Genomic DNA, 25390 nt, shown 5'->3' on the forward strand with positions numbered 1-25390 from the left:
GAGTTGAGCATGTGGGGTAAAAAATCAGACAGAGTGCAGCGTGGCTCGGCACTGATCGCGAGTCTGGTATTTCTGTTGTTGCTTACGCTGGTCGGGGTGGCGGGGATCAAGTCATCTACCAGTCAAGAGCGTATGGCCGCCAGCACAAAACTCAAAAATGACAGCGTGCAGGCAGCCGAGGCGGCCTTGCGCATTGTTTATCAGCAACTGGCTATAGCGGCGCAGGAAAACAAGCCTTTGCCCACGCCCTGTCAGGCGACGGATTGCGTTATTCCCGAGTCGGCTCTGGATATCGATGCGACGGGCTCCCCAGGGGCCGGCTGGGTGCAGATAGCTACCTCGGCCGAGACCAACAACATGCAGGTCTGGTACCGCATTACCAGTCTGGGTGAAGCGCTGGCACCAGCCAATACCCTGTCCGCCAGCCTGCCTTATGAAGGACCGGGCAACCTCTATCGCATTGTAGTGGTGAGTTTCAAAGGATCGACGCGCACGGTACTGGAGAGTGTCTATGTGCATTATGTGGTCTGAGCAGTCACACCTCGCGGTTGGCGTTAGAACACGGGTGTGTGGTGTGGTATTGGGCGTCCTGGTCGCACTGCCAGCGCAGGCCGGCTTCACTCCGTTCAGCGGTCCCTTGTTGTCCGCGTCCGGGGTGCCGCCCAACGTCGTGATGGTGTTTGATAATTCGTCCAGCATGGTTATCAACCGCATCGACGGCGAAACCCGCCTGGACATTGCTCGGCAGACGGCCAAGGAGGTAATCGGCAACAACCGCCATGTGAATTTTGGTTTGTTCGCTTTCCGGGACACCGAGGGTCGCGGTGATCGTCGCAACGCGCCAGGCGGAAAGCTATTGGTCGAAGTAGGTGATATCTCCGCACAAAATAGCGAGGGCATCGACAGGTTCAGCTCACTGAATAGCCAGCTTGATGCGCTCAGGCCGAGTACTCGTTCGTCGGCATACACCTATACGCCGTTGGCAGAAACCTATTACGAAGTGACACGCTACATGCGCGGAATGCGTGCCTTTTACCCGCAATCGAGCAGTGCTGCAAATCGTGAGCAATTTGCCAGTCCGATCCAATACCGCTGCCAGAAAAATGTTGGTTTAATAATCACCGACGGGCTGCCGACCTACGATTCAGAGTTTCCGACCGCTGTATCTCAGGATCCGGATATCGACAATCCAGCACTTGCAGGTGCCGTCAATCTGCCCAATTGGGACGGCGATACGGCCGGGGACAGTACCGGCGAACAGCTGAGCACGGAAGGTAGCCGCTTCTACCTCAACGACATCGCGCAATTTGCCTACGAGATCGATCTGCGCAATGTTCAGCGGCACGCTATCGGTAACGATGCGGCCGGCGAGAGTTGGGACGATCCGGCCTTTCCAGAGCAGAACCTGCGCACCTATGCCCTGGGTTTCGCGCTGGATGATGAGCGTCTTGCCGGGGTCGCCAAGGCCGGAGGCGGGCGTTATTACACTGCATCTGATCCCGAACAACTGACCGGTGCGTTGAATGATGTCATGCGCGAGATCAATGCGACCGCAGGCTCCGGTGGTGGCGCAGTTGCCAGCGCACCCGCTCTGGCGACGGGGGCGCTGTATTACCGCACGCAATACAATCCACTGGACTGGAGCGGAGCGATAGAGGCTCTGAGTCTTGACGGCCAAGGCCGCGCAGGCACCCCGGTATGGAGTAGCGACAGCACGGTCACTATCGATTCGGCAGCGCTCTATCAGACCTGGCGTCTGCCGCAGGATAACCGGCCGGGCGCAGTGCTCGCACTGGATAACAGTACCTACACACAGTTGACTGAGGGGCAGCGTCGCCTTCTCGACGAAGCGGCCGGCACTCAGTCGGCTCAGTCGTTGTTGGATTGGAGCCGTGGGGTGGACGTTAGTGGGTACCGCGTCCGTGCTCGGCTGATGGGTGATGTGATCAACTCTTCGCTGGCACTGGCTGATGCTGGAACAGCGCTGGTCTCCAGGAACATCACCGGTTATGTCGACTATCTGCAGAGCAAGCGGGCCAATATGTATTCGTCGTTGCTGGCTGGCGCCAATGATGGATTTCTGCATGTGCTGGCTGCGGATACCGGTGAGCATCGCTTGGCATATCTGCCTGCCAGTGCGCATGCTGCCCTGGGTGCCCGCGCGGCGACCGATTTTGTACAAAATGGCCATGTATCCGGCGTCGACGGCGGGATCGCAGTGGGCGATGCGCAATTGAATGACGTCTGGGCAACGCTGGCGGTGGCCGGTCTGGGCGCGGGTGGGCGTGGCCTGTTCGCGTTACGTCTGTTTGATCAGGTGTCGGGCAATGCTGCGCTCGGCGCTGAGTGGGAAATAAGCCCTGGCACTGCCGGCTATAGCGAGTTGGGTCACAGTTACGGCAAGCCGGTGTTTGCGCGTTTAAACGGAGAGTGGGTAGTCATCGCCGGGAACGGTTATGGCGGCGCTTCCGGTCAACCGACCTTGTATGTGATCCGTGTCAGCGATGGCGAGTTACTCCGCAGTCTCGCGGCGGGCAGCGCCGATTCGGTAACGGGCAATGGTCTGTCTGCTCCGCAGGTGGTGACGAATTACCACGGCGAGGTGACTGCTGCATATGCCGGGGATTTGCAGGGGCGCGTGTGGAAGTTCGATCTGGCAGGTGAGCGCTCCGATTGGGCGGTCGCATTCGACGGTGCGCCCTTGTTCACCGCTGAGTTGGAAGCAGGTGTGGGCCAGCCGATCAGCGCGCAGCCGGTGTTGGTTGAACACCCTCAAGGCGGGCGGCTGGTCATTTTCGGAACCGGCAAGTTTCTGGAGGCTGCGGATCAACGCAGTACTGCGCTGCAGGCGGTGTATGCCGTATGGGATCGGCCTGGGGGCGCCGGCAGTATTACCGCCGGAACACTACAACCACAGCGCATTACCGGCGAATCAAGTGTGGGGAGTCGTCGGGTCCGAACCGTAAGCCAGGATCGGGTGAACTGGAGCGGCACGCGTGGCGACGGTTGGTATCTGCCCCTGATTGCGGCTGACCGTCCCCAGGGTGAGCGAGTAACAGGTAACTTGCTGATTCGCGGCGGGCGGCTGCTGTTCAATACCGGGTTTGTTCAGGCTGGTGGTGATCCTTGTCTGAGTCAGGGCGCGGGCTGGCTGATGTCCATGGATGTGTTTTCTGGCGGCATGCCTGCGGTGGCGACACTGGACGGCAATGATGATGGCGTGGTTGATAGCGCCGATACGCCCCAGGCGGGTGTAAGCATTGACGGCGGCCTGCCGGGGGATCTGGTGATACTTGAGCAACCGCGCATACTTCCCGCCGACGGCTCTGACGGCTCTGACGGCTCCGACGGCTCCCACAATCCTGTAGGCGAACCCGGCGCGGGCAGCCCCGCTGCACCTCAGCGCTGTGATGCTGCCACAGAATTCTGCCCCTGTGATCCGGCGGTCGATGAATGTGCATGCCAGCCTGGAGAGCCCGATTGCCGGACGATCTACTGCGGTCAGGAATATAACCTTGCCGTCACTACTACTTCGGTCGATCTGGTAGTGGGCTCGGGCAACTGCCGTTTCAATCGAGTCATGTGGCGGCAATTGATGTGATCGTTAGAGCGCTTACGCAGGGCTTACGCAGGGTTTACGCAAGGGAGACGCGGATGAGAAAACCGAAGCAGGCAGGCTTCACTCTGATTGAGGTAATGATCGTGGCCGCGATTGTAGGCATTCTGGCAGCCATCGCTTATCCCTCCTACCAGGAACACGTTCGCCAGGCGCGGCGCGCGGAAGTAGCAACCGTGCTGCTTGAGAGTGCCCAGTTGTTAGAGCGGCATTTTACCCGCCATGGCGCTTACGACGCGGGTACCCTGGCGTTGGCTAGCCAGAGCCCTACGGTCGGACAAGCGGTATTTACCCTCACTGCGGTGCTTGACGAGGATAGCTACAGTTTGACTGCACGCGCAGTGCCGCAGGGCATTATGGCCGGGGACGTCTGTGCCCGGTACACGCTCAATCAAGTGGGGCAGCGCACGCCAGCCGACATTAGATGCTGGCGGCGCTGAGAGTAGAGGTTACTCGGCGGGTTCTTCGCCAACATCGGCGGCCATTTCAGCGGTGGGGTGGGGCAGTAGCAGATTCATGAGAATGGCTACCACACCGCACAGGCTGATGCCCTGCAGGCTGAAACTGTCATTACCAATGATCAGGCCGCCGATACCGAATACCAGGGTCACTGACACAATGCACAGATTGCGGGCTTGTGACAGGTCGACCTGGTGGCGGATAAGCGTATTCATGCCGACCACCGCGATGGAGCCAAACAGCAGGCAGAGAATGCCACCCATCACCGGTACCGGCATGCTCAACAGCACCGCCCCGAACTTGTCGATAAAGGCCAGGCCAATGGCAAACACCGCCGCCCAGATCATCACGTTGGGATTGAAATTGCGCGTCAACATCACAGCGCCGGTCACTTCCGAGTAGGTCGTGTTTGGCGGGCCACCGAAGCAGGCAGCGGCCGAAGTGGCCAGCCCGTCGCCGAGCAGCGTGCGCTGGAGCCCGGGCTTTCTGATGTAATCCTTGCCGGTTACCGAGCCAATCGCCAGCACGTCGCCGATATGTTCAATCGCCGGAGCAATGGCGACGGGGATCATGAACAGGATCGCCGCCAGCTTGAATTCAGGGGTCACAAAGCTGGGTACAGCCATCCATTCGGCCTCCCCGACTACGCTGAAATCAACCACGCCGAGAAACCAGGACAACCCGTAGCCCACCAGCACGCCGGCGAGAATCGGCACAAGTCTGAAAATACCCTTGGCAAACACCGCGAACACAATGGTGGTAGCCAGGGCGGACATGGAAATAATCATCGCGGTGGAGTATTCCACCAACTGTGCACTGCCATCGCCGGCCTTGCCCATAGCCATATTGACGGCCACCGACGCCAAGCCGAGACCGATAACCATAATCACCGGACCGACCACCACCGGTGGCAACAAGCGGTGGATAAATCCAGGTCCACGCAGGCGCACTATCAAGCTTAGCAGGATATACATGAACCCCGCCGCCATGAGTCCGCCGAGCGTAGCGGGCAGGCCCCAGGTCTGATTGCTGTAGAGGATAGGAGCAATAAAGGCGAAGCTTGATGCGAGGAAGACCGGCACCTGACGCTGGGTGGTGAACTGGAAAATCAGAGTGCCGATGCCGGCGGTAAACAACGCAACGCTGGGATTCATGCCGGTAATCAAGGGCATGAGTACCAGCGCGCCGAAAGCTACAAACAACATTTGCGAGCCTGCCAGCGCGCTGCGCCAGCCCGTGGTCTGCACTGAATCCATCAGTGAACATCCTTCTGTTTGGTGCCGAAGATCTTGTCGCCAGCATCACCGAGACCGGGAATGATATAGCCGTGCTCGTTGAGGCGCTCATCGATCGATGCGGTAAATATCTGTACATCGGGGTGCGCCTTGTAAACGCGGGCTATGCCTTCTGGCGCGGCGACCAGAACCAGTGCGCGAATCTCTCTCGCACCGGCGCGCTTGAGCATGTCTATGGTGGCGACCAGGGACCCGCCGGTGGCCAGCATCGGATCGATGATCAGTGCCATGCGCTGGTTCATTTCACCCACGAGTTTTTCCAGGTAGGTGTCCGCCTCAAGGGTTTCCTCATTGCGCACTAGGCCGATCACACTGACCTTGGCGCTGGGGATCAAGCTGAGTACGCCGTCCAGCATGCCCAGGCCGGCCCGTAAAATGGGCACGACAGTGACCTTCTTGCCGGAGAGTTTTTCCACCTCGACGGTGCCGCACCAACCCTCGATCTGTTGAGGCTCCACAGGCATATCCTGGGTGGCTTCATAGGTCAGCAGGGCCGCAACTTCCTGCGCGAGTTCACGAAAGTTTTTGGTACTGATCTCGGCTCGGCGCATCAGACCCAGCTTGTGGCGGATCAGAGGGTGACGTATTTCTTTGATATTCATCAGCAGTTACTCTCGTGCGGGGCGCTTGGAATGGGCATAGCCTAAACTAATGTCCGTTTGCGGTCATCCGCCTTGAACCGTCGCGCGACCCGCCATGCTTGCCTTTCGCGCTCAGGATCAGTAATTTGCGCACCCTCTATTAGCTTCGTACCGGGAGTTCTGCATGTCCGTCGATCTGGATCACATTCGGCAAGTCAAGGCCGAGGCCGACTGTCTGTTTACCGCGGCTGATATAGAAGCGGCCATGGATCGCATGGCAGCCGAGATCAATGCCACGTTGGCCGATAGCAATCCCATCGTCTATAGCGTGATGAATGGCGGCCTGGTGATTGCTGGTCAACTGGTGACCCGTCTGGACTTCCCGATGGAGGTTGGCTATCTGCATGCCACGCGTTATCGGAATAAGCTGTCCGGCGGCGAGCTGTTCTGGAAGGCTCGCGCCGAGCATTCGCTGGTCGGGCGCACGGTGCTGATCGTCGACGACATTCTTGACGAGGGCCACACCCTGGCAGCCATTGTTGAATATTGCCGGGATGCGGGCGCTAGCCAGGTTCTCACCGCGGTTTTGCTCGACAAGCAGCATGATCGCAAGGCCTACGCGGGGATGCGGGCGGACTTTACCGGGATGCCGGTAGTAGATCGCTACATCTTCGGCTTTGGCCTGGATTACAAGGGCTATTGGCGCAATGCCAACGGTATTTTTGCCATACCTGAAGCTTGATCCAGGCGCCCTGGTAGCCTGAGCGCTTCAGCTTTTTGCTGAGGCGTTGTCATCATCGGCCAGTTGCTGACGAATCAGCTCGGCGACCCGGTCCGGATTGGCGACATAGTGCCGGCGACCCCGTAGCGCACCCACCCCCGCGCGCTTGAGTTTGAGACGCACCGAAGCGTTGACGCCGATCAGGTATACGCGGATTTCCCGCCGGTCCAGATCTCTCAGCGCTTTCTCAAACATCACTAGCGCGCTCATATCCATGCTCGGCACCGCCTGCATATCAATCGCCAGGAACGCAATGCCTTCGTCAAAGCGGCTCATGGCACTCAAGGCCTTGTCTGCTGCTGCGAAAAACAAGGGGCCGTTGATCTGGTACAAGGCGACGCTGTCGGGCAACTCTGACAGGGCAAGGTGCTGATGCCGTGGCATCTTCGCCCCCTGGCTAAGATCCGCCATGCGTTTGATGAACAACGCTGAAGCCAGTAACAACCCCACACCCACGGCCAGCACCATATCGAACAACACCGTCAGCGCCAGGCAGATCAGCAGTACCCACACGTCCTGCCGCGGCCCGATTCGCAACATGTGCAGTACGTGAGGTGCCTCGCTCATGTTCCACGCCACGATCAGCAGCATCGCCGCGAGCGAGGCCATGGGTAAATAGGCAAACAGGTCGGCCAGTAGCACCACTGCGAGCAGGATGACCAGCGCGTGGAAAACCCCGGCCATCGGTGTGCGTGCACCCGAACGCACACTGGTAGCCGTCCGGGCAATCGCCGCCGTGGCGGTGATGCCGCCGAAGAATGGCACGATCATATTGCCCAGCCCCTGGCCCATCAATTCCGCATTGGGATCGTGGCGAGTATTGGCCATACCGTCGGCGACGAGCGCACAGAGTAGCGATTCGATGGCGCCGAGCATTGCTACAGCCAGGGAGAAAGGCAGCAGCTCGCGCAACAGATTGAAGTTCACCTGCAAAGGCGTTCCGTCAGCACCGGGTAGGGTCCAGGGTAATAGCCACTGCGGAGCAAAAGGGGGAATGCCGGGATGCGTTATCCCGTCTATTTCGTAACTGAAGCGCGAACCGAGCGTGCTCACCTGCAGGTCGAGCTGTAACAGCAGTACGGCAAGTAAACTGCCGACGAGCAGAGCGACCAGATGCCCCGGGATGCGGCGGGTGAGGTATGGCCAACCGATCAGCACCAGCAGGGTCGCCGAGCCGACCAGAGTGTCGCCAAGTTGAACGCTGGGGAGGGCTGAAGCGAGCGCCTGAACCTGATCCAGATAGCTTTCGTGCTGGCCCACGTTCTGCAGGCCAAGGAAATCCTTGATCTGCAGGGTGGCGATGACGATGCCGATGCCCGCGGTAAAGCCCATCACCACCGGATAGGGCACAAACTGGATCAAATTGCCCATCCGTGCCAGACCGAGTACCAATAAGATCACCCCGGACATGCCGGTGACCAGCAGCAGCCCGCCCAGCCCATAGGCCTGTGTGATGGGTAGAAGGATCACCACGAAGGCCGCGGTCGGGCCCGATATGTTGAATCTTGAGCCGCCCGCCAGGGCAATGATGAGGCCGCCGATAATACCGGTATACAGCCCATGTTGGGGGGCTACTCCAACGGCAATCGCCAGTGCCATGGCCAGTGGGATGGCGATAATGCCGACGGTCAGCCCGGCGAGCAGATCGCCGCGCAATGTGGCGAGGCTGTAACCCTCCCGTAAGCTGTCCCGTAGTGCGGTAAACAGCGGCAGCTTGATGGACGCTTTGCTCATGGGGTATCTCGGATTGACAAAGGTAAGGTGGGAGTGCCACAACAGATCTCTGTCTGTTTCAAAGGAGAAACGCATGTCGATAGGTTCCAAAGCACTAGTTAGCATACTCCTCGCGCTGCTGAGTAGTGCACCTATGGCTAATACGCTGGGTCTGCCACATGACCAATACATGCCGGATGATCTTTATGCTGCCCGGCAGGACAAGCCCGATCAGATGCTGTTCGAGGTGGACAGTTACCGCCTGACCCTGGGCACCGAGTACCGACCCAACGCTTTGCCTTCACCGCAGTCCGCGGGCGTCTGGGTGTTTGTGCAAGGGCGCAGCTTGATCGCCGGGAGCCCGGTCCATCAGGCGCGGATTGCTTTTGTGGACGCCGGCAGTAAAGCCCGCCCCGCCAGGCTCGAGCCCGACACTCAGACTTTGCTTATCGAATATCCAGTAGCTTACATGCAGACCCTGATGCGTCTGCTTGATGGCGACGCTCCGGCATTTGTGCAGGCACGCTTTTATGGTAATGGCACGATTTGGGCGGATGTGCATGGCGGCGACTAGTGAGTACGCTGCGGGCTGGGTACAATGCGGACTTTGCAATTTGCTGAGGTAGGAACGGGTGCGTAAAGATAAAGAAAAGGTGATTGGCGAGCCGATGACCGACGAGCAGGTAGCGGTTTTTCTTCAGGCGCGGCCGTATGCGGGCGAATCAGTTGAACACCACATTCTGACGCGAGCTTACCGTGGTTTGCGCGCGCATGACTTTGAGCGTTTCGTGCAGATGTTCAAGGCGCAGGGTTTCGACTTGAATGCACTCGATGCCAATGGTCAGACCTTTCTGCAAACCATTACCGAGCACGCTCAAGCGCAAGACTACGCCGAGGTGCTCAAAGCCGCTGGCGCTAATAAGGCCTGAGGGTTAGATAAAAGCGGTTGCAGCACGGATGGCGCATTCCCCGAACTGACACTGGCATGCTTGGGTAAAGGCTGGCCGAGCCATAGCGGGTTGAACTCGCTCACCTGTACCCAGCGTCCGCTATCAGGCGTGTTCTCCAGCACCCACAGCGACACGCAGTTGCCCTGGGTGTCCAGCTGGGCGAAATTTCGAGTCACCGGCTGGCGCCGCAACAGTCTTGAAATCAGCATGGGAATCCTCCACAAAGATCTCCAGTTTGCCCCTGGAAGATGTCATCAGTGTGACTATTCAAGCCTCACCGCTCGAGCTGGAACCAGCGTATGCTGGGGGATGTCCAAGCTGCCAATGTCGGCGCTGTTTCGTTTATTTCATTATCAAGTTCAGGAGAGTTGAATATGCTTAATCGTTTGGCAATGCTGGCCGTGGCGGGTCTCGCGGTGGTTCTGGTCGGCTGTGCGCATAGTCCGCAGCAACTGAATGTGCAGCCCAAGGTGCTGGTGCCGCTTAATCCGGTGGCCAGTTCGCAGCCAGTTGCGGTGGTGGTTCAGGACACACGCCAGTCCAAGGTGCTCGGCACCCGCGGCGGTCTTTACCCGAACTCAAGCAACCTGACCATTAACGATCAGGCGCTGACGCAGATTAAGCAGCAGGTCGAGCAATCGCTTCGCCAATTGGGCTTCATGGTGGTCGCCGAAGGAACGCCAAATGCCAATCGACTCACGGTCAGCCTCGCCGAGCTTAGCTACCAGTCGCCCACAGCTACTACCTACGTCACAGAAGCGGACATAGGCGCGACCTTCGCAGCCGAAGCGCGGGGCATGAACCAGCAGTACAAGGGACGCTACGGTGCTTCAGCCAATCATCGTTTTGGCTACGCGCCAAACCAGGCAACCAATACGCGCCTGGTGACCGATGTGATGAGTGATGCATTAACGCGGGTGTTCAAGGATCCGGAGATTTTGCGCGTGCTACAGCAGTAAGTTTCGGCACTGGCAGGATGATAAAAGCCCGATCGGCACTTGCCGATCGGGCTTTTTCGTTTTAGCTGGCGGGCTTGACCTCCGGTACGTCATGCAGCATCTCATCATGCTCGGCCATGTTCCACGGCAGGCTGCCGGGGGATATGTGCAGGAAGTGCAGATACTTCTCGAAATGGTCGAGGATATCGCCAATCAGCTCCTGCTGGTCATAACCGTAGACGTCGTAAGTCTGACCACCGCGGCGCAGAAACACCTCGGCACGGTAGTAGAACTCCTTGGCCTCGTCAGCACGGGCCATCTGCGGAAACGCAAAGCTCGGCCGTGCATACTCGCGCATGCGCACATCGTAAATAAAGTCGAGCTCACCTTCCTTGATGATTTCGATGTACACCCGGCCATGCTCGGTATCGGCATGTACTTCGGCTTCCCAGCCCTGTTCAACCATATTTTGCTGCAGACCCTGCATCGCCTCCAGCGCCACCCCGTTGATAAACTTTTCCACCTGGGCCTTGTCGGGAAAGTTGACGATTCCGGCCAGACGCTTTTTCCAGGCGGTGGTCGGATTGCCTGTGTGGTGACGGGTAGACTGCATGGGGTGCAGCAGGCTTTGATCGCGGTGGCCTTCAATGACCAGCGCTCGCCACATTCCGATCGCCGAGATAATCATGATGATCGAGAACGGCAGAGCGCTGGCGATGGTCATGGTCTGCAGCGCGCTAAGACCGCCAGCCAGCAGCAGTACCGATGCCACCACCCCTTCGAGTATCGCCCAGAAAGCGCGCTGCCAGGCAGGTGTGTGCATGGCGCCACCTGAGGCCAGCGAATCAATCACCAGCGAGCCGGAATCCGAGGAGGTAACAAAGAAGGTGATGATCAGGATCACCGTGATGAAGGACACGATCGAGGTCAGCGGCAACCGTTCATAGAGTTTGAACAGGGCAATCGCAGTATCGTTCTGCACCTCGGTGATCAGCGCGGTATAACCCTCGTTCATGATCAGATGCAGCGCGGTATCACCAAAGATTGAAAACCACAAGAAGGTGAATATCGTCGGTACCAGCATCACGCCCATGACGAACTGGCGGATGGTGCGGCCGCGGCTGATCTTGGCGATAAACAGGCCGACGAAGGGCGCCCAGGCAATGGTCCAGCCGAAAATGAACAAGGTCCAGTTGCCGATCCAGTCACTGCGGGTGTAAGCCTGAAGGTTGAAAGTCCGCTCGACGATATTGTTCAGATAGCTACCGGTATTCTGCAGGAAGGTCTCAAGAATCATGATCGAGGGCCCAACGGCGAAAACGAAGACCATCAGTACTATCGCCAGCACCATATTCAGGATCGACAGGTTCTTCACACCCTTGTCCAGCCCGGCGACAACCGAGATCAGAGCCAGACTGGTAATTATCGCGATGGCGATGATCTGCACTGTGATATTCACCGGGATGCTTGGCCACAGATAATTCAACCCCGCATTGATTTGCGAAACCGACAGACCCAGCGTGGTGGCGATGCCGAACAGCGTGCCGAGGATCGCGAATACGTCCACCGTGTGACCGATCGGGCCATAAATACGGTCGCCAATCAGCGGGTACAGCGCCGAACGCATCGACAGCGGCAGGCCATGCCGGAAGGAGAAATAGGCCAGCACCAGACCTACCAGGCCGTAGATCGCCCAGATATGAAAGCCCCAGTGAAAAAATGCAATCTGCATCGCCTGCTTGGCCGAGTCGACGGTTTCCGCGGCGCCGGCCGGGGGAGCGGCATAGTGTAATACCGGCTCGGCAACCCCGAAGAACAGCAACGCAATACCGTAACCAGCAGAAAACAGCATGGCGAACCAGGCCGGAAAACTGTATTGCGGCTCCGAATGGTCAGGCCCGAGTTTTATATTGCCCCATTTGCTGAACGCGATCATCACGATGAAAATCAGGAACATGGCCACCGCGAGCATATAAAACCAGCCGAAGGTGGTGGTGATGTAGGCCAGGGTGCTGCTGAACGCTTCGCCCGCCAGTTCTGGATTACTGACAGTGCCGATCACCAGCAGCAGGGTGATGATCACTGCCGGCGCGAAGACCGGAACCAGTATGGTGGATTTCCAGCGGCTTGGCTTTTCAGTCGAGTTGTCAGACGTGTTTTCAGTCATGGTGCCGTCCTTTTATCTGTTGGCAGAATCGGGGGCGCGAAGCAGGGAGATGGGGGAAAAGAGCGGATAGGGATGCCTTTTGTTGTCTGTTTGCGCCCCAGTATAGACACTCATGCCGGGAGTTTGTCCCGCGCAATACAACAAGAAGTTGCGAATAACGCCGCTGGCTTAGCTGTTTTCTTCGTCGCAGAGGCTCAAGCGCACGCGTGCCACACCGCGCTGGATCATGCCCAGATCCAGTGCGGCTTGGCGGGAAAGATCGATGATACGGTTGCCGACGAAGGGGCCGCGGTCGTTGATTCGCACCACGGTTTCGCGGCCGTTATACAGATTGGTCACACAGACGCGAGTGCCAAAGGCCAGGCTAGGATGGGCGGCGGTGAGTTCTGACTGGTCGTAGCGCTCGCCGTTAGCGGTATGCCGACCTTGCAGGCGCGCGGCATAATAGGACGCGCGCCCGGTTTCTTGCCAGATGGCGTCCTGTATATCTTCCGCAGCATCGCTGATGTCCGCTAGTGCGGGCTGTAGCGGCAGTATCAGTGAGAGCAGGGCCAGCAACACAATCCGGCGCATCACAGTTCTCCGTAATCAACCCGCATCGGCAGGCGCGATGGGCAGCAGTCAGCCTTCCAGTTTGCTTCGCAGCAGTTCGTTGACCTGTTGCGGGTTGGCTTTGCCTTTGGATGCTTTCATCGCCTGGCCGACGAAAAAGCCGAACATCTTGCCGCGCTTGTTTTCGTCGCTGGCGCGGTATTGCTCGACCTGTTCGGCGTTGGCTGCCAGCACTTCATCCAGCATCGCGTCGATCGCACCGCTGTCGGTTACCTGTTTCAGGCCTTTGGCTTCGATGATCTGATCGGCACTGCCTTCGCCAGTGGCCATGGCTTCGAAGACCATCTTGGCGATCTTGCCGGAGATTGTGTTGTCCTTGATCCGCGCAATCATGCCGCCCAACTGCTCGGCGCTGACCGGCGACTGCTCGATATCCAGGTCCGATTTGTTCAGCAGGCTGGACAGATCACCCATCACCCAGTTGGCTGCAAGTTTGGCATCGCCGCAGACACGCTGCACTTCCTCGAAGTAGTCAGCCAGCTCACGCTGGGCCGAGAGGACGCTGGCGTCGTAGGCCGAGAGCCCGAACTGGCTTTCAAAGCGCTCACGCTTTTGCTGTGGCAATTCCGGCAGCTCCGCGCGGATTTCCGCGATAAAGGCTGGCTCAATGACTACCGGCAGCAGGTCGGGATCGGGGAAGTAACGATAGTCGTTGGCCTCTTCCTTGCTGCGCATCGAGCGGGTCTCGTCCTTGTTCGGATCATACAGACGAGTCTCCTGAACTACCTTGCCGCCATCTTCGATCAGCTCGATCTGACGCTGCACCTCGGTGTTGATCGCCTTCTCGATAAAACGGAAAGAGTTGACGTTCTTGATCTCGCAGCGGGTGCCGAATTCGGTCTGACCCTTTGGCCGAATCGATACGTTGCAGTCACAGCGCAGCGAACCTTCGGCCATGTTGCCGTCGCAGATTCCCAGATAGCGCACCAGCGAGTGAATGGTCTTGGCATAGGCCACGGCTTCCTTGGCGCTGCGCATATCCGGTTCGGAGACGATCTCCAGCAAGGGCGTGCCGGCGCGGTTCAGGTCGATACCGCTCATGCCGTGGAAATCTTCATGCAGGCTCTTGCCTGCGTCCTCTTCCAGGTGTGCACGGGTGACGCCGACGCGCTTGATGGTGCCGTCTTCCAGGGTGATGTCGAGAAAGCCCTTGCCGACGATCGGCAAGTCCATCTGGCTGATCTGGTAGCCCTTGGGCAGGTCGGGGTAGAAGTAGTTCTTGCGCGCGAAGACGTTGCTTCCGGCGATCTCGGCATCAATCGCCAGACCGAATTTGACTGCATTGCGCACCGCCTGGGCATTCAGTACCGGCAAAGTGCCAGGCATGCCCAGGTCGATCAGGCTGGCCTGGGTGTTGGGCTCGGCGCCAAAGGCAGTGGCGCTGCCGGAGAAGATCTTCGAGGCGGTGGTGAGCTGGGCGTGGATTTCCAGGCCGATTACGATTTCCCATTGCATAGTCTGTTCTCAATCCTCTCAGTAGCCGGCCGGCGTGCGGCTGTGCCAGTCGGTAACCTGCTGATACTGATGCGCGATGTTCAGCAGGCGCGCCTCACTGAAATACGGGCCGAGCAACTGCATGCCCAGCGGCAGCCCATTGGCGAAACCCGCGGGCAGGGCAATACCGGGTACGCCCGCCAGGTTGGCGGTGATGGTATAGATGTCGGTCAGATACAAGCTGACCGGATCATCAATCTTTTCACCGATCTTGAACGCAGGGGTCGGCGAGGTCGGGCACAGAATCACGTCAACCTGTTCATAGGCGGCCATGAAGTCATTCTTGATCAGACGCCGGATCTTCTGCGCTTGCAAGTAATAAGCGTCGTAATAACCGGCCGAGAGCGCATAGGCGCCGACCATGATGCGCCGCTTCACTTCCGCGCCAAAGCCTTCGCCGCGTGAGCGCTTGTACAGGTCAGTGAGGTCGGCCGGATGTTCGCAACGATAACCGAAGCGCACACCGTCAAAACGCGATAGGTTGGAAGAGGCTTCCGCCGGCGCAATAACGTAATAGGCGGGAATCGCCAGCTCGGCATTTGGCAGGCTGATTTCCTTGACCTCGGCGCCGAGCGCCTGGAATTGCTTCACCGCTGCCTGAATGGCGTCAGCGGTAGCGGCGTCCAGACCACTGGCAAAATATTCCTTCGGCAGGCCAATGCGCAAACCCTTGAGCGAATCATTCAGGCTGGCGCTGTAGTCGGCCACCGGCTGGTCGACGCTGGTGGAATCCTGGCTGTCGAAGCCGGCCATGACCTGCATCATCAGCGCGCAGTCTTCGGCAGTCCGCGCCATCGGGCCGCCCTGATCCAGGCTGGACGCATAGGCAATCATGCCCCAGCGTGACACGCGGCCGTAGGTCGGCTTCAGACCAGTCAACGCGGTAAAGCCGGCCGGCTGACGGATCGAGCCGCCGGTGTCAGTGCCGGTAGCTGCAGCGCAAAGACGTGCGGCGACCGCAGCAGCGGAGCCGCCCGACGAGCCACCGGGCACATGCTCGGTATTCCAGGGGTTGCGTGTGGGGCCGTAGAAACTCGATTCGGTGGAGGAGCCCATGGCGAACTCGTCCATGTTGGTCTTACCCAGCGTCACCGCGCCGGCTTCAATAAAGCGCGCAGTCACGGTCGATTCATAGGGTGCGACAAAGTTGTCGAGCATCTTCGAGCCGCAGCTGGTGCGCAGGCCCTGGGTACAGAACAGGTCCTTGTGGGCCAGCGGTATGCCGGTCAAGGCAGTGGCGGTTCCGTCAGCCAGGCGCTGGTCAGCGGCCTTGGCCTGGCTCAGGGCCAGCTCCGGTGCCACGGTAATAAAGCTGTTGAGTGCACCATCAAACTGCTCGATGCGCTTGAGATAGTGTTCGGTCAACTCGACGCTGGAGATCGTCTTGCTGTGTAGGGCCTGCGACAGCTGGGCCAGAGTTTTCTCATGCATGGGAAATTCTTCTCGTGTCTTGGCGAGTCCAGCGCTGATAGGCAGCGTTGGTCAATAACGTTTGTTCGATACTGGCTATTCAATACCGGTTATTCAATCACGGCTATTCAATAACCCGAGGCACCAGATACAAACCGTCCTCGGTGGCCGGGGCGATGGCCTGATAAGCATCGCGCTGATTGCTTTCAGTTGCAGCATCGGTACGTAACCGCTGAGTGGTCTCCAGCGGGTGAGCCAATGGGGCGATACCCTGAGTATCCACGGCCTGCATTTTATCGATCAGCTCGAGAATGCCGGACAGCTTCGCCGTGGTGGCGGGGATATCCTCTTCATTCAGAGCGATTCTGGCCAGGTGGGCGATCTTTTCCACCTCTGTGCGGTCTAATGCCATGTGCTGTTCTCCGTGAAGCAGGGGCGATGCGGCTGAATGTACCCGATGTATCTGAGATATGGTGATTTTGTCGCGGAAATCAAGACAAAGGCGCGAATTTACCACAGACGCGCCTTGCCCAAAAACCCCGCCGTTGTTAGAGTTGCGACACTTCCGGAAGTACCGATCAGTTACCTGCGCATTCGAGTTGGCCCGCCGGCATATCGCCTCAGACAGTCTTGTGAGGACGGCCCGTTTTCCAGACAGGTAGTTTATCAGTGTTTCTTCTACGATTAACCCACGCGCACCAGGGTGTACTTACCGCATGTTCAAAAAAATTCGTGGCATGTTCTCCAGTGATTTATCCATCGATCTGGGCACAGCCAACACGCTAATTTATGTCCGCGACCGCGGCATTGTTCTGAATGAGCCATCCGTTGTGGCCATTCGTACCCATGGCAACCAGAAGAGTGTTGTCGCCGTCGGCACCGACGCCAAGCGCATGCTGGGTCGTACGCCAGGCAATATTCAGGCGATTCGTCCGATGAAGGATGGCGTTATTGCCGACTTCAGCGTCTGTGAAAAGATGCTGCAGTATTTCATCAACAAGGTCCATGAAAACAGTTTCATCCAGCCCAGCCCCCGTGTACTCATTTGTGTGCCGTGCAAATCCACCCAGGTGGAACGTCGTGCGATTCGTGAGTCGGCGCTCGGTGCTGGTGCCCGTGAAGTCTTTCTGATCGAAGAGCCCATGGCTGCGGCGATCGGCGCCGGCCTGCCGGTGGAAGAGGCTCGCGGTTCGATGGTGGTGGATATCGGTGGTGGTACTACCGAAATCGCGCTGATTTCGCTCAACGGCGTGGTCTATGCCGAGTCAGTGCGAGTCGGCGGGGATCGCTTCGATGAAGCCATCGTTACCTATGTACGCCGCAATTACGGCAGCCTCATCGGCGAATCCACTGCCGAACGCATCAAGCAGGAAATTGGTGTGGCTTTCCCCGGTGGTGAAGTGCTGGAAGTCGACGTGCGTGGCCGCAACCTGGCCGAGGGCGTGCCGCGCGCCTTCACGCTGAACTCCAATGAAGTGCTCGAAGCGCTGCAGGAGTCCCTCGCAACTATCGTGCAGGCGGTCAAGAGCGCGCTCGAGCAGTCTCCGCCAGAGCTGGCTTCGGACATTGCCGAACGCGGCCTGATTCTGACCGGTGGTGGCGCATTGCTACGTGATCTGGATAAACTCCTTACTCAGGAAACCGGCCTGCCGGTGATTGTCGCCGAGGAGCCGCTGACCTGCGTGGCTCGCGGGGGCGGTAAAGCGCTGGAAATGATGGATCAGCACACCATGGATCTGCTCTCAACCGAGTGATCGGATTGCAGGCACGCATGCCCGCAGCCTGTGCGGGTTTGTGCTGCTGATCTGGGTTGCTGACAGCCTGAAGTCTGTCGCTGCGAGGAGCTCGCCATCAAACCGCTGTTCATCAAAGGCCCATCTCTGGGCGTACGGGTTTTGGTCCTGTCAGTGCTGTCCATTGCGCTGATGGTGGCCGATGCGCGCGTATCGACATTGCAGCCGCTGCGCTCAAATTTGAGTCTGATCCTGACCCCTATCTACTATGTTGCCGACTTGCCGGTACGCCTTTGGGATGCCGTGTACCAGCAGGTATCCAGCCGCGCCGACCTGTTAGCTGAAAACGAGCGCCTGCGCGCCGAAGCCTTGCTTATCCAGCGCAAGCTGCAAAAGCTGGCGACCCTGACCGAGCAGAACGTGCGTTTGCGCGAGCTGCTCAATTCATCCTCGCTGGTGGACGAGCGCGTGCTGGTCGCCGAGCTGGTCGGTGTTGATCCCAATCCCTATACCCAAAGAGTGCTGATCAACAAGGGCGAACGCGATGGTGTGTTCCTCGGTCAGCCGGTACTCGACGCTACCGGGCTGATGGGGCAGGTGGTGGAGGTCATGCCGTTCACTGCGCGGGTGCTGCTGATCACCGATAGTTCGCACAGTCTGCCGGTACAGGTTAATCGCAATGGTTTGCGTGCAATCGCCTCGGGTGCCGGTAATAACGAATGGCTGGAGCTGCGCTTTGTTGGGGATACCGCGGATATCCGCGTGGACGATATTCTGGTCAGTTCTGGTCTCGGTCAGCGCTTTCCTGCCGGTTACCCGGTAGGCCGGGTGCTGTCTGTAGAGCAGGACCCCTCGCAACCTTTTGCCGACGTGAAAGTCGCGCCCACCGCCCAGCTGACGCGCAGCCGCTATATGCTGCTGGTATTCAGTGCCGAGTCCGGTTACGGCGAACTGGTGCCCGTACTGGAAGAGGGTAGCGAGCTGAATGATGCTGAAGTGCAGGCTGTCGAAGATGCGCTTCAGGATCCGGTGTTGTCTGCTCCGGCCGCGCCGGAAGCAACGACCGAAACGCCCAGCGCTCCTCTCGATGCACCCCTTAGCGTCCCGCCCAGCGAAGCACCGGCCGTCGAGGGAGCGCAGTGATGCGAACCAATCTGATCGTTGCACTGACCTTTATCGTCGCCTTGTTACTTAGCGTCATGCCGATGCCCGCACCGATGGATCTGGGACGGCCGATGTGGGTAGCCATGGTCGCGGCGTACTGGGTCATGGCGCTACCGCACCGTATTGGACTGTTGACCGCCTGGGTTGCCGGTTTGGCTACGGACGTACTTTACGGGCAATTATTCGGGCAGTACGCGCTGGTCATGACGTTGGTAGCCTGGATGATGTTGTTGCTGCACCAGCGCATTCGACGCTTCCCGCTATGGCAGCAGAGTCTGGTGATGCTGCCAGTCCTGGGCATTGCGCAGATGGTTTTGTTGTGGCTGAGCAGCCTGACCGGCAGCCGGCCGCCAATTCTGCTGTTTCTGTTGCCGGCGCTGGTCAGTGCATTGCTCTGGCCTTGGGTATCGTCGGTATTGCGCGTCATCAGAATGCGCTTTCATGTACTCTGAGCCGGGCATAGCCAGTTTGTATCTGGCTTCAGCCTCTCCCCGGCGCAGCGCGCAGCTGGCGCAGATCGGCGTGGCGCATCGCCAGTTTGCCTGTGATATCGATGAACAGGTTCTGCCCGGCGAGTCCGCAGAAGCCTACGTTGAGCGAGTTACCCTGGCCAAGGTGGCTGCCGGTCAGCAGCGGGTAGCCGCCGAAGCTGCAGCGGTGGTGCTGGCAGCAGATACGGTGGTAGTGCTGGACGGGCGCATCCTCGGCAAACCGGTTGATCAGCAGCAGGCTACCGAAGTGTTGCGCAGTCTGTCGGGTCGAGAGCATCAGGTTTTGACCGCGGTGGCTGTCGCCAGTGGTGAGCGTTGTGAGTTGCTCAGGGTGGATACCACAGTATTTTTTCGGTCTTTAAGTGAGGCTGAAATTGCAGCTTACTGGGCGACCGGTGAACCTGCAGACAAGGCTGGCAGTTATGGTATTCAGGGCCTGGCAGCCGTATTCGTGCAGCGGATCGAGGGCAGTTACAGCGCGGTAGTAGGCCTGCCGTTGCTGGAAACCGCCGGTCTGTTAGCGGATTTTGGTATCGCCAGTTGGCAGCAGCTCTGAAATGGAATTCCGATTTCCGGTATTCTGAAGCACAGTGTCCAGACCGTTGAAAGGATCGCGAGCGAAGTCGCATTTCGGCGATCTGGTTTGGAGAGCGCATGAGCGAAGAAATACTGATCAATGTCACGCCCATGGAAACCAGGGTCGCCTTGGTGGAAAACGGCGTGCTGCAGGAAGTGCACATCGAGCGCACGCTGCGTCGCGGTATTGTTGGCAATATTTACAAGGGCAAGGTGGTCCGGGTATTACCTGGGATGCAGGCAGCCTTCGTTGATATCGGCCTGGAACGCGCCGCATTTATTCATGCCTCCGAGGTGTCCGAGCGTGAAGGCTCGGCGGTAGAGCCGATCACCGCCTTGTTGCACGAGGGCCAGGCTCTGGTGGTGCAGGTGACCAAGGATCCGATTGGCACCAAGGGCGCGCGCCTGACCACCCACTTGTCGATTCCATCCCGGTTTCTGGTCTATATGCCGCGCACGCCGCATGTGGGTATTTCCCTGAAAATCGAGGAAGAGAGCGAGCGCGAGCGGTTGAAACAGATCGTGGCCGATTGTGTTGCTTCTGAAGGGATCGAGGAGGCGGGGGGCTTTATTCTGCGCACCGCCGCCGAAGCTGCCCGTGAAGATGAAATTCTCGCCGATATTCGCTATGTCCGCCGCCTGTGGCTGCAGATCTCGCAGCAGATTCAGGCTGCCCCTTCGCCTTCGGTCATCTATGAGGACCTGTCACTGGCGATGCGCACCCTGCGTGATCTTGTCAGCCCGCGTACGGAAAAGGTGCGGGTCGATTCGCGCGAAACCTTCCAGAAGATCGAAGTGTTTGTACAGGAGCTGATGCCAGCGGTATCCGGATTTCTCGAGCACTACCCGGGTGAACGGCCAATTTTCGATCTGTATGGCATAGAAGACGAAATTCAGAAGGCCATGGAACGGCGGGTCATGCTCAAGTCCGGTGGCCATCTGGTTATCGATCAGACCGAGGCCATGACCACCATCGATGTGAATACCGGGGCTTTTGTCGGTCATCGCAATCTGGAAGAAACCATCTTCAAAACCAACCTTGAAGCGTCCACGGCGATTGCCCGGCAGCTGCGGCTGCGCAACCTGGGCGGCATCATCATTATCGATTTCATCGATATGGAAGATGAAGAACACCAGCGCCAGGTATTGCGCACGCTGGAAAAACAGCTGGAGCGTGATCACGCCAAGACCAATATCATCGGTATTACCGAGCTGGGCCTGGTGCAGATGACGCGCAAGCGCACGCGTGAAAGTCTTGAGCAGATTCTCTGCGAGCCTTGCCCCTGTTGTTCGGGCCGCGGGATTCAGAAGACCCCGGAAAGCGTCTGCTATGAAATCTTCCGTGAAATTCTGCGGGAGGCGCGAGCCTATCAGGCCGGCGCTTATATGGTGCTGGCGTCGCAGTCGGTGATCGACCGCCTGCTGGATGAGGAATCCGGGCATGTTGCCGATCTGGAGATCTTTATCGAGCGCCCGATCAAGTTTCAGGTCGAGACGGTCTATACCCAGGAACAATATGACGTGGTGCTGATGTGATGAAGGGCTGACCTCAATGCGCTGGCAACGCTGGTTAAAGCGTACCCTGGATGGGCTGATCGTGCTGCTGGTGGCCTGGTTGCTGTTGGCCGCTGCCTACGTCAGCCTGGGCCGTCAGTTTGTGCCAGCGATAGCCGATTATCAGACGCAGCTGCTCGATTGGACCGAAGAGAAAACCGGTCGCTACATTCTGCTCGATAGCCTTGCCGGCGAAATGCAGGGCGCTCATCCGGTATTGAGCCTGCGCGGTCTGCAGGTGCATGCGGATGCTAGTCCGGACAGTCCGGTGCTGTTTGCGCTGGAAGACGTTACCGCCAGGATCGACATCTGGTCCAGCCTCTGGCAGCAGCGCCTGGTGATGGATGCGCTGCAAGTCGAGGGCTTGGCGTTGGAGTTGGTAGAGAATGCCGAGGGCCGCTGGCGGCTCTATGGGCTGGGTGACATGCAGACCAGTCAGCTGGGTCTGGACCAAGCACTGGAACTGCTCTTCGACCAGCGGCGGATCACCTTGCTGAATACGCAAATTCAGATCAGCCCCTATGCGCAGCCGCAGTGGCTTTTTCGCAATGGTGATTTGACGCTGCTCAATGGCGCTGACTGGCAGCGACTGGATGCCCAGGTGCGCTTACCTGACGGTCAGCAGATCCGTCTGCAGGCCAATGCACCCGAGGTATTTCGCCGCTGGGAAGAGACCCAGCTGAGTTTCTTCCTTGAGTTGCCTGCGCTGGACTGGTCGCGCTATCTGCCGCCCAATCTGCTGGAGTCTGCCCGTTTGCAAGAGCTGGTCGCGGGCGGGCGCTTCTGGGGTAACTGGGGTGAGCAGCGATTACAAGCGATGCAAGGTCAGGTCGTGGTGCCGAGGCTGCAAATGGCGACTGATCAGCCGGTGCCGCTGATCCGCGACTTGCTCGCCGATTTCAGTTTCCATCAGGGTGCTACGCAGCGTGTGCAGGTCGATAACCTGATGTTGCGCCTGGATGAGCGTGCCTGGCCTCAAACCCGTCTGCAACTGGAACGGGACACCGCGCAGGGCGACTGGCAACTACGCATGGACAGCTTGCCGCTAGCGCTGCTCAGCCAATTGTTACCCCCTTTTATCGCTGAAGATCGCCAGCGCGAACGCCTTGCGACGCTCAATCCAACTGGGTTCCTGCGTGATATTTACCTGCGCGGCACTGCCGATCTGAAGGATCTCGACGGCCTGCACATCGACGCTGCTCTGGATCAGATCGGGGTGCAGGCCTGGGAAGGTGTTCCTGCGCTGAACGGTATCAGCGGTACGATGGCTGGCAGCGCTGCCGCCGGAGAGCTGCGCGTCGACAGTCATGACTGGGGCATGCACTTGCCGCGGCTGTTCCCGCAAGCCTGGGCGTTTGAGCGCTTACAGGGGAAAATGGCCTGGCAATGGTCGCGAGAATCCGGCCTGGGCCTGGATGCCTCGGGCTTGAAGGTCACCGCCGAGGAAGGACCTATAGCAGTTGATCTCAACTTGCAGCTTCCGCCCCCGGGTGGCGTTCCGAACATGGACCTCCAGGTGTCCCTGCGCGATAGCGATGCCCTGTATGCCGACCGTTACCTGCCGACCTCCGCTACCGGGTTCAGCCCAAAACTGGCCGAATGGTTGGCCGCTGCAGAGTTTCAGGGCCAGGTGCCGCTGGCGGTGTTTCAGTATCAGGGATCACTATTGCGCGGCGCCGGTCCAGATGAGCGCCAGCTAAAGCTGTACCTGCAGGTCGAACAGGGCAGTTTGGCGTTTCGTCCGGGCTGGCCCAGGCTGGAGCAGGTCCATGGCGTAGTGCGGCTGAACAATACGGAGTTGGATATCCAGCCCGCCGAAGCGCAACTGCTGGATACCCGCTTGAGCGACGTAAAGGTCAGCACGCGGCGTGAACACGCCCAAGCGCCCGTGTTGTTGAGTATTTCCGGGCATGCCGAAGGGCCGCTGACCAATGCCCTGACGATCATGCAGGACACGCCTCTGGCCCAAACTACTGGTGATCCTTTAAACGGCTGGCAGGGCGCCGGCGAGCTGAGTGGCGATATCGCTCTGACGCTCCCGCTTGAGGGGCAGCAGGCACCATCGATACAGATCAATTGGCAGGCAAAGGCAGATCAGCTGCTGATACCCCAGCTGCAAACGCCGTTGACCAAGGTCACCGGGGATTTTGCGTTTGATCTGCAGCAGGGGATCAAAGCCCGGGACCTCAAAGCCGAGGTGCTGGGTGGGCCTGTCAGCGGAAGCATTGACGGCGTGGTCGGTGAGCAGCGTGTGCAACTTAGCGGACGGCACAGCATGGATAACTTGCGTGGCTGGCCGTTACTTGCGGCCATGCCGGCCGGATTGGTCGACGGCGCAACGCGTTGGCAGGGCACGGTGACGCTGGGCACCGGGCAGCAGCGCATCGAGATAAGCAGCGACCTGGAAGGCGTCAGTCTGGATTTGCCCGGTCCCCTGGCCAAGCCGGCCGCGAGCCGCTTGCCGAGCACGTTGACCCTACGTCTGAATGAGCAGCGCCAGCGCTGGGATTTCAGGCTGGGAGCGGATCTTGCCGGGCAACTACAGGTGGTCGATGGTGCGCCGAGTGGTGAGCTGGCCTATCGCACCGAGCTGGCATCTGCTGGGAGTGCCTCGGGGCTTAATATTCGTGCGCGATTGAATGATCTGGATCTGGATGAATGGCAACGCTGGTGGGAAACCCATCAGTTTGCGCTGCCGGAAGCGAAGGAGCTGCAGCCGTTGCGCGGTACGGCGAGCGAGGTAGTCAGCGCGGTGGATCTGCGCGCTGAACGCTTCTCCGGCTTCGGCCAAGAGTTGGAGCGGCTCGCGGTAACAGGTGTACGCGTTGACAGCGGCTGGCTGTTTGATATCGACCAGGCGCGTATTCGCGGCCAGGTGACGTTGCCCGATGCCATATCCGAGCCACTGCAGGTGAATTTGCAACGGTTGCAGCTTGAGCGTCCGGCCGAAGCCCAGACAGATGATGCATTGGCCAAACCATTGCTGCCCGAGGACAGCCTGCGCATGGTCAAGCCGAGCACGCTCCCGCCGGTGGATCTGCATATTGACCAACTCTATTGGGCCGGTGAGCCGGTGGGTGCGGTGGATATGCGTCTGCGGCCCGACGCGTCAGGGGCAAAAATTCGTGATCTGAGCGTCAATCTGCGTGGCTTGCAGCTGACCGGCGAGCTGGACTGGCGGGAAACGGGGCCACGTAGCCACTTCAAGGGACAGATGCGCGCTGACAACATGGGTGATGTGTTGAAAGCCTGGCACTATGCGCCCACACTGACCAGCGACAGTTTTGCCATGCAGGCCGATTTGAGCTGGCCCGGCTCGCCCATCTTTTTCGCTCTCAGCCGCAGCACCGGTCAGCTCCAGCTACAGGCCAAGGACGGCGCGCTACAGAGCGGTGAGGGCGGTGCTGATGCATTGCGCATTTTCGGCCTGCTGAACTTCAATGCCTTTACCCGGCGCCTGCGCCTGGATTTCAGTGATCTGTTCGGTAGTGGTACCGCTTACGATACTTTGAACGGTGACCTGGTGTTCACCGATGGGACCATGCACACCGTCAGCCCATTGGTGATGGATGGCCCTGGCGCCAAGCTGCAACTGGACGGCAAATTGGACCTGGCGGCGGACCAGATTGACATGGGTTTGCTGGTCACCTTGCCGGTGACCAATAATCTGCCCTTGGCCGCGCTGCTGGTTGGTGCGCCCTATATCGGCGGTGCGCTGTTCATCGCTGACAAGATTCTCGGTGACCGGGTAGCGCGCTTCGCCTCGGTGAAATACAAGATCAGTGGCGACTGGAAACAACCCAGCGTGGAGTTCGACCGCGCGTTTGATAACAAAGCCGCCCTGGAGGAGGACTGA

At 59.0% G+C, this 25390-nt stretch carries 22 protein-coding genes; 13 read left to right on the forward strand and 9 right to left on the reverse strand.

The window, feature by feature from the left end:
* Nucleotides 1-9 precede the first annotated feature (9 nt).
* Genes DT594_RS15630 through DT594_RS15640 form a run of 3 tightly spaced genes read left to right on the forward strand, consistent with a single transcriptional unit; the run spans nucleotide 10 to nucleotide 4056 of the window.
* Nucleotides 10-531, forward strand: a complete 522-nt coding sequence (locus DT594_RS15630; RefSeq protein ID WP_149333658.1) for a pilus assembly PilX family protein — start codon at nucleotides 10-12, stop codon at nucleotides 529-531.
* Nucleotides 512-3601: a pilus assembly protein gene (locus DT594_RS15635; RefSeq protein ID WP_149333660.1), complete on the forward strand. Its 3090-nt coding sequence runs from the start codon at nucleotides 512-514 to the stop codon at nucleotides 3599-3601. Before DT594_RS15630 ends, DT594_RS15635 begins: the two co-directional genes overlap by 20 nt.
* Before the next feature lie 53 nt (nucleotides 3602-3654).
* The gene (locus tag DT594_RS15640; RefSeq protein ID WP_149333662.1) at nucleotides 3655-4056 is read left to right on the forward strand and encodes a type IV pilin protein; all 402 of its coding nucleotides are present in this window, start codon (nucleotides 3655-3657) and stop codon (nucleotides 4054-4056) included.
* A 9-nt stretch (nucleotides 4057-4065) separates the two neighbouring features.
* Here DT594_RS15640 and DT594_RS15645 read toward each other — a convergent pair whose 3' ends face one another.
* Nucleotides 4066-5331 (reverse strand): uracil-xanthine permease family protein, encoded by a 1266-nt coding sequence (locus tag DT594_RS15645; protein WP_149333664.1) that lies wholly within the window; start codon nucleotides 5329-5331, stop codon nucleotides 4066-4068.
* Entirely contained in the window at nucleotides 5331-5972 is a 642-nt protein-coding gene (gene upp, locus DT594_RS15650) for a uracil phosphoribosyltransferase (RefSeq protein WP_149333666.1), read from the reverse strand. The genes DT594_RS15645 and upp overlap by 1 nt, the downstream gene beginning before the upstream one ends.
* A gap of 163 nt (nucleotides 5973-6135) precedes the next feature.
* On the opposite strand from upp, the gene DT594_RS15655 reads away from it, so the two are divergent.
* Nucleotides 6136-6693, forward strand: a complete 558-nt coding sequence (locus tag DT594_RS15655; protein WP_149333668.1) for a hypoxanthine-guanine phosphoribosyltransferase — start codon at nucleotides 6136-6138, stop codon at nucleotides 6691-6693.
* 27 nt (nucleotides 6694-6720) lie between these two features.
* Here DT594_RS15655 and dauA read toward each other — a convergent pair whose 3' ends face one another.
* A complete protein-coding gene (dauA, locus tag DT594_RS15660) occupies nucleotides 6721-8466 on the reverse strand; it encodes a C4-dicarboxylic acid transporter DauA (protein ID WP_149333670.1) in 1746 nt (581 codons plus the stop codon).
* A gap of 73 nt (nucleotides 8467-8539) precedes the next feature.
* Between dauA and DT594_RS15665 the strand changes: the two genes are divergently transcribed.
* Together DT594_RS15665 and DT594_RS15670 are read left to right on the forward strand one after the other, a co-directional pair.
* Nucleotides 8540-9019 (forward strand): hypothetical protein, encoded by a 480-nt coding sequence (locus DT594_RS15665; protein ID WP_149333672.1) that lies wholly within the window; start codon nucleotides 8540-8542, stop codon nucleotides 9017-9019.
* Nucleotides 9020-9077: 58 nt separating this feature from the next.
* Nucleotides 9078-9374 (forward strand): PA4642 family protein, encoded by a 297-nt coding sequence (locus DT594_RS15670; protein ID WP_218574543.1) that lies wholly within the window; start codon nucleotides 9078-9080, stop codon nucleotides 9372-9374.
* Here the strand turns inward: DT594_RS15670 and DT594_RS15675 are convergent.
* Nucleotides 9332-9604 (reverse strand): hypothetical protein, encoded by a 273-nt coding sequence (locus DT594_RS15675; RefSeq protein ID WP_149333674.1) that lies wholly within the window; start codon nucleotides 9602-9604, stop codon nucleotides 9332-9334. The genes DT594_RS15670 and DT594_RS15675 overlap by 43 nt on opposite strands.
* Nucleotides 9605-9769: 165 nt before the next feature.
* Between DT594_RS15675 and DT594_RS15680 the strand changes: the two genes are divergently transcribed.
* The gene (locus DT594_RS15680; protein WP_149333676.1) at nucleotides 9770-10354 is read left to right on the forward strand and encodes a YajG family lipoprotein; all 585 of its coding nucleotides are present in this window, start codon (nucleotides 9770-9772) and stop codon (nucleotides 10352-10354) included.
* A 61-nt stretch (nucleotides 10355-10415) separates the two neighbouring features.
* On the opposite strand, the gene DT594_RS15685 is transcribed toward DT594_RS15680, so the two are convergent.
* The 5 genes from DT594_RS15685 to gatC all read right to left on the reverse strand — a co-directional run bounded on the left by DT594_RS15685 (nucleotide 10416) and on the right by gatC (nucleotide 16428).
* A complete protein-coding gene (locus DT594_RS15685; protein WP_149333678.1) occupies nucleotides 10416-12500 on the reverse strand; it encodes a BCCT family transporter in 2085 nt (694 codons plus the stop codon).
* A gap of 168 nt (nucleotides 12501-12668) precedes the next feature.
* Complete coding sequence (locus tag DT594_RS15690) at nucleotides 12669-13073, reverse strand: septal ring lytic transglycosylase RlpA family protein (protein ID WP_149333680.1); 405 nt, start codon at nucleotides 13071-13073, stop codon at nucleotides 12669-12671.
* A gap of 48 nt (nucleotides 13074-13121) precedes the next feature.
* A complete protein-coding gene (gatB, locus tag DT594_RS15695; RefSeq protein ID WP_149333682.1) occupies nucleotides 13122-14567 on the reverse strand; it encodes an Asp-tRNA(Asn)/Glu-tRNA(Gln) amidotransferase subunit GatB in 1446 nt (481 codons plus the stop codon).
* Between the two features lie 18 nt (nucleotides 14568-14585).
* On the reverse strand, nucleotides 14586-16037 hold the full coding sequence (gene gatA, locus DT594_RS15700) for an Asp-tRNA(Asn)/Glu-tRNA(Gln) amidotransferase subunit GatA (RefSeq protein ID WP_149333684.1): 1452 nt from the start codon (nucleotides 16035-16037) through the stop codon (nucleotides 14586-14588).
* Between the two features lie 103 nt (nucleotides 16038-16140).
* Nucleotides 16141-16428: an Asp-tRNA(Asn)/Glu-tRNA(Gln) amidotransferase subunit GatC gene (gene gatC, locus DT594_RS15705; RefSeq protein ID WP_096344700.1), complete on the reverse strand. Its 288-nt coding sequence runs from the start codon at nucleotides 16426-16428 to the stop codon at nucleotides 16141-16143.
* A 304-nt stretch (nucleotides 16429-16732) separates the two neighbouring features.
* Between gatC and mreB the strand changes: the two genes are divergently transcribed.
* The 6 genes from mreB (at nucleotide 16733) to DT594_RS15735 (ending at nucleotide 25390) form a co-directional block, all read left to right on the forward strand.
* Nucleotides 16733-17770: a rod shape-determining protein MreB gene (gene mreB, locus DT594_RS15710; protein ID WP_096344701.1), complete on the forward strand. Its 1038-nt coding sequence runs from the start codon at nucleotides 16733-16735 to the stop codon at nucleotides 17768-17770.
* A 141-nt stretch (nucleotides 17771-17911) separates the two neighbouring features.
* Complete coding sequence (gene mreC, locus DT594_RS15715; RefSeq protein WP_246164664.1) at nucleotides 17912-18892, forward strand: rod shape-determining protein MreC; 981 nt, start codon at nucleotides 17912-17914, stop codon at nucleotides 18890-18892.
* The gene (gene mreD, locus DT594_RS15720) at nucleotides 18892-19365 is read left to right on the forward strand and encodes a rod shape-determining protein MreD (RefSeq protein WP_149333688.1); all 474 of its coding nucleotides are present in this window, start codon (nucleotides 18892-18894) and stop codon (nucleotides 19363-19365) included. Before mreC ends, mreD begins: the two co-directional genes overlap by 1 nt.
* 7 nt (nucleotides 19366-19372) lie before the next feature.
* Nucleotides 19373-19960, forward strand: a complete 588-nt coding sequence (locus DT594_RS15725) for a Maf family protein (protein WP_149333854.1) — start codon at nucleotides 19373-19375, stop codon at nucleotides 19958-19960.
* Nucleotides 19961-20058: 98 nt separating this feature from the next.
* Nucleotides 20059-21516: a ribonuclease G gene (rng, locus tag DT594_RS15730; RefSeq protein ID WP_149333690.1), complete on the forward strand. Its 1458-nt coding sequence runs from the start codon at nucleotides 20059-20061 to the stop codon at nucleotides 21514-21516.
* Between the two features lie 16 nt (nucleotides 21517-21532).
* Nucleotides 21533-25390 carry a YhdP family protein gene (locus tag DT594_RS15735; RefSeq protein WP_149333692.1) on the forward strand — a complete coding sequence of 1286 codons (3858 nt, stop codon included), beginning with the start codon at nucleotides 21533-21535 and terminating at the stop codon, nucleotides 25388-25390.

The sequence above is a fragment of the Halopseudomonas laoshanensis genome, from assembly GCF_008365385.1.
Classification (GTDB): Bacteria; Pseudomonadota; Gammaproteobacteria; order Pseudomonadales; family Pseudomonadaceae; genus Halopseudomonas; species Halopseudomonas laoshanensis.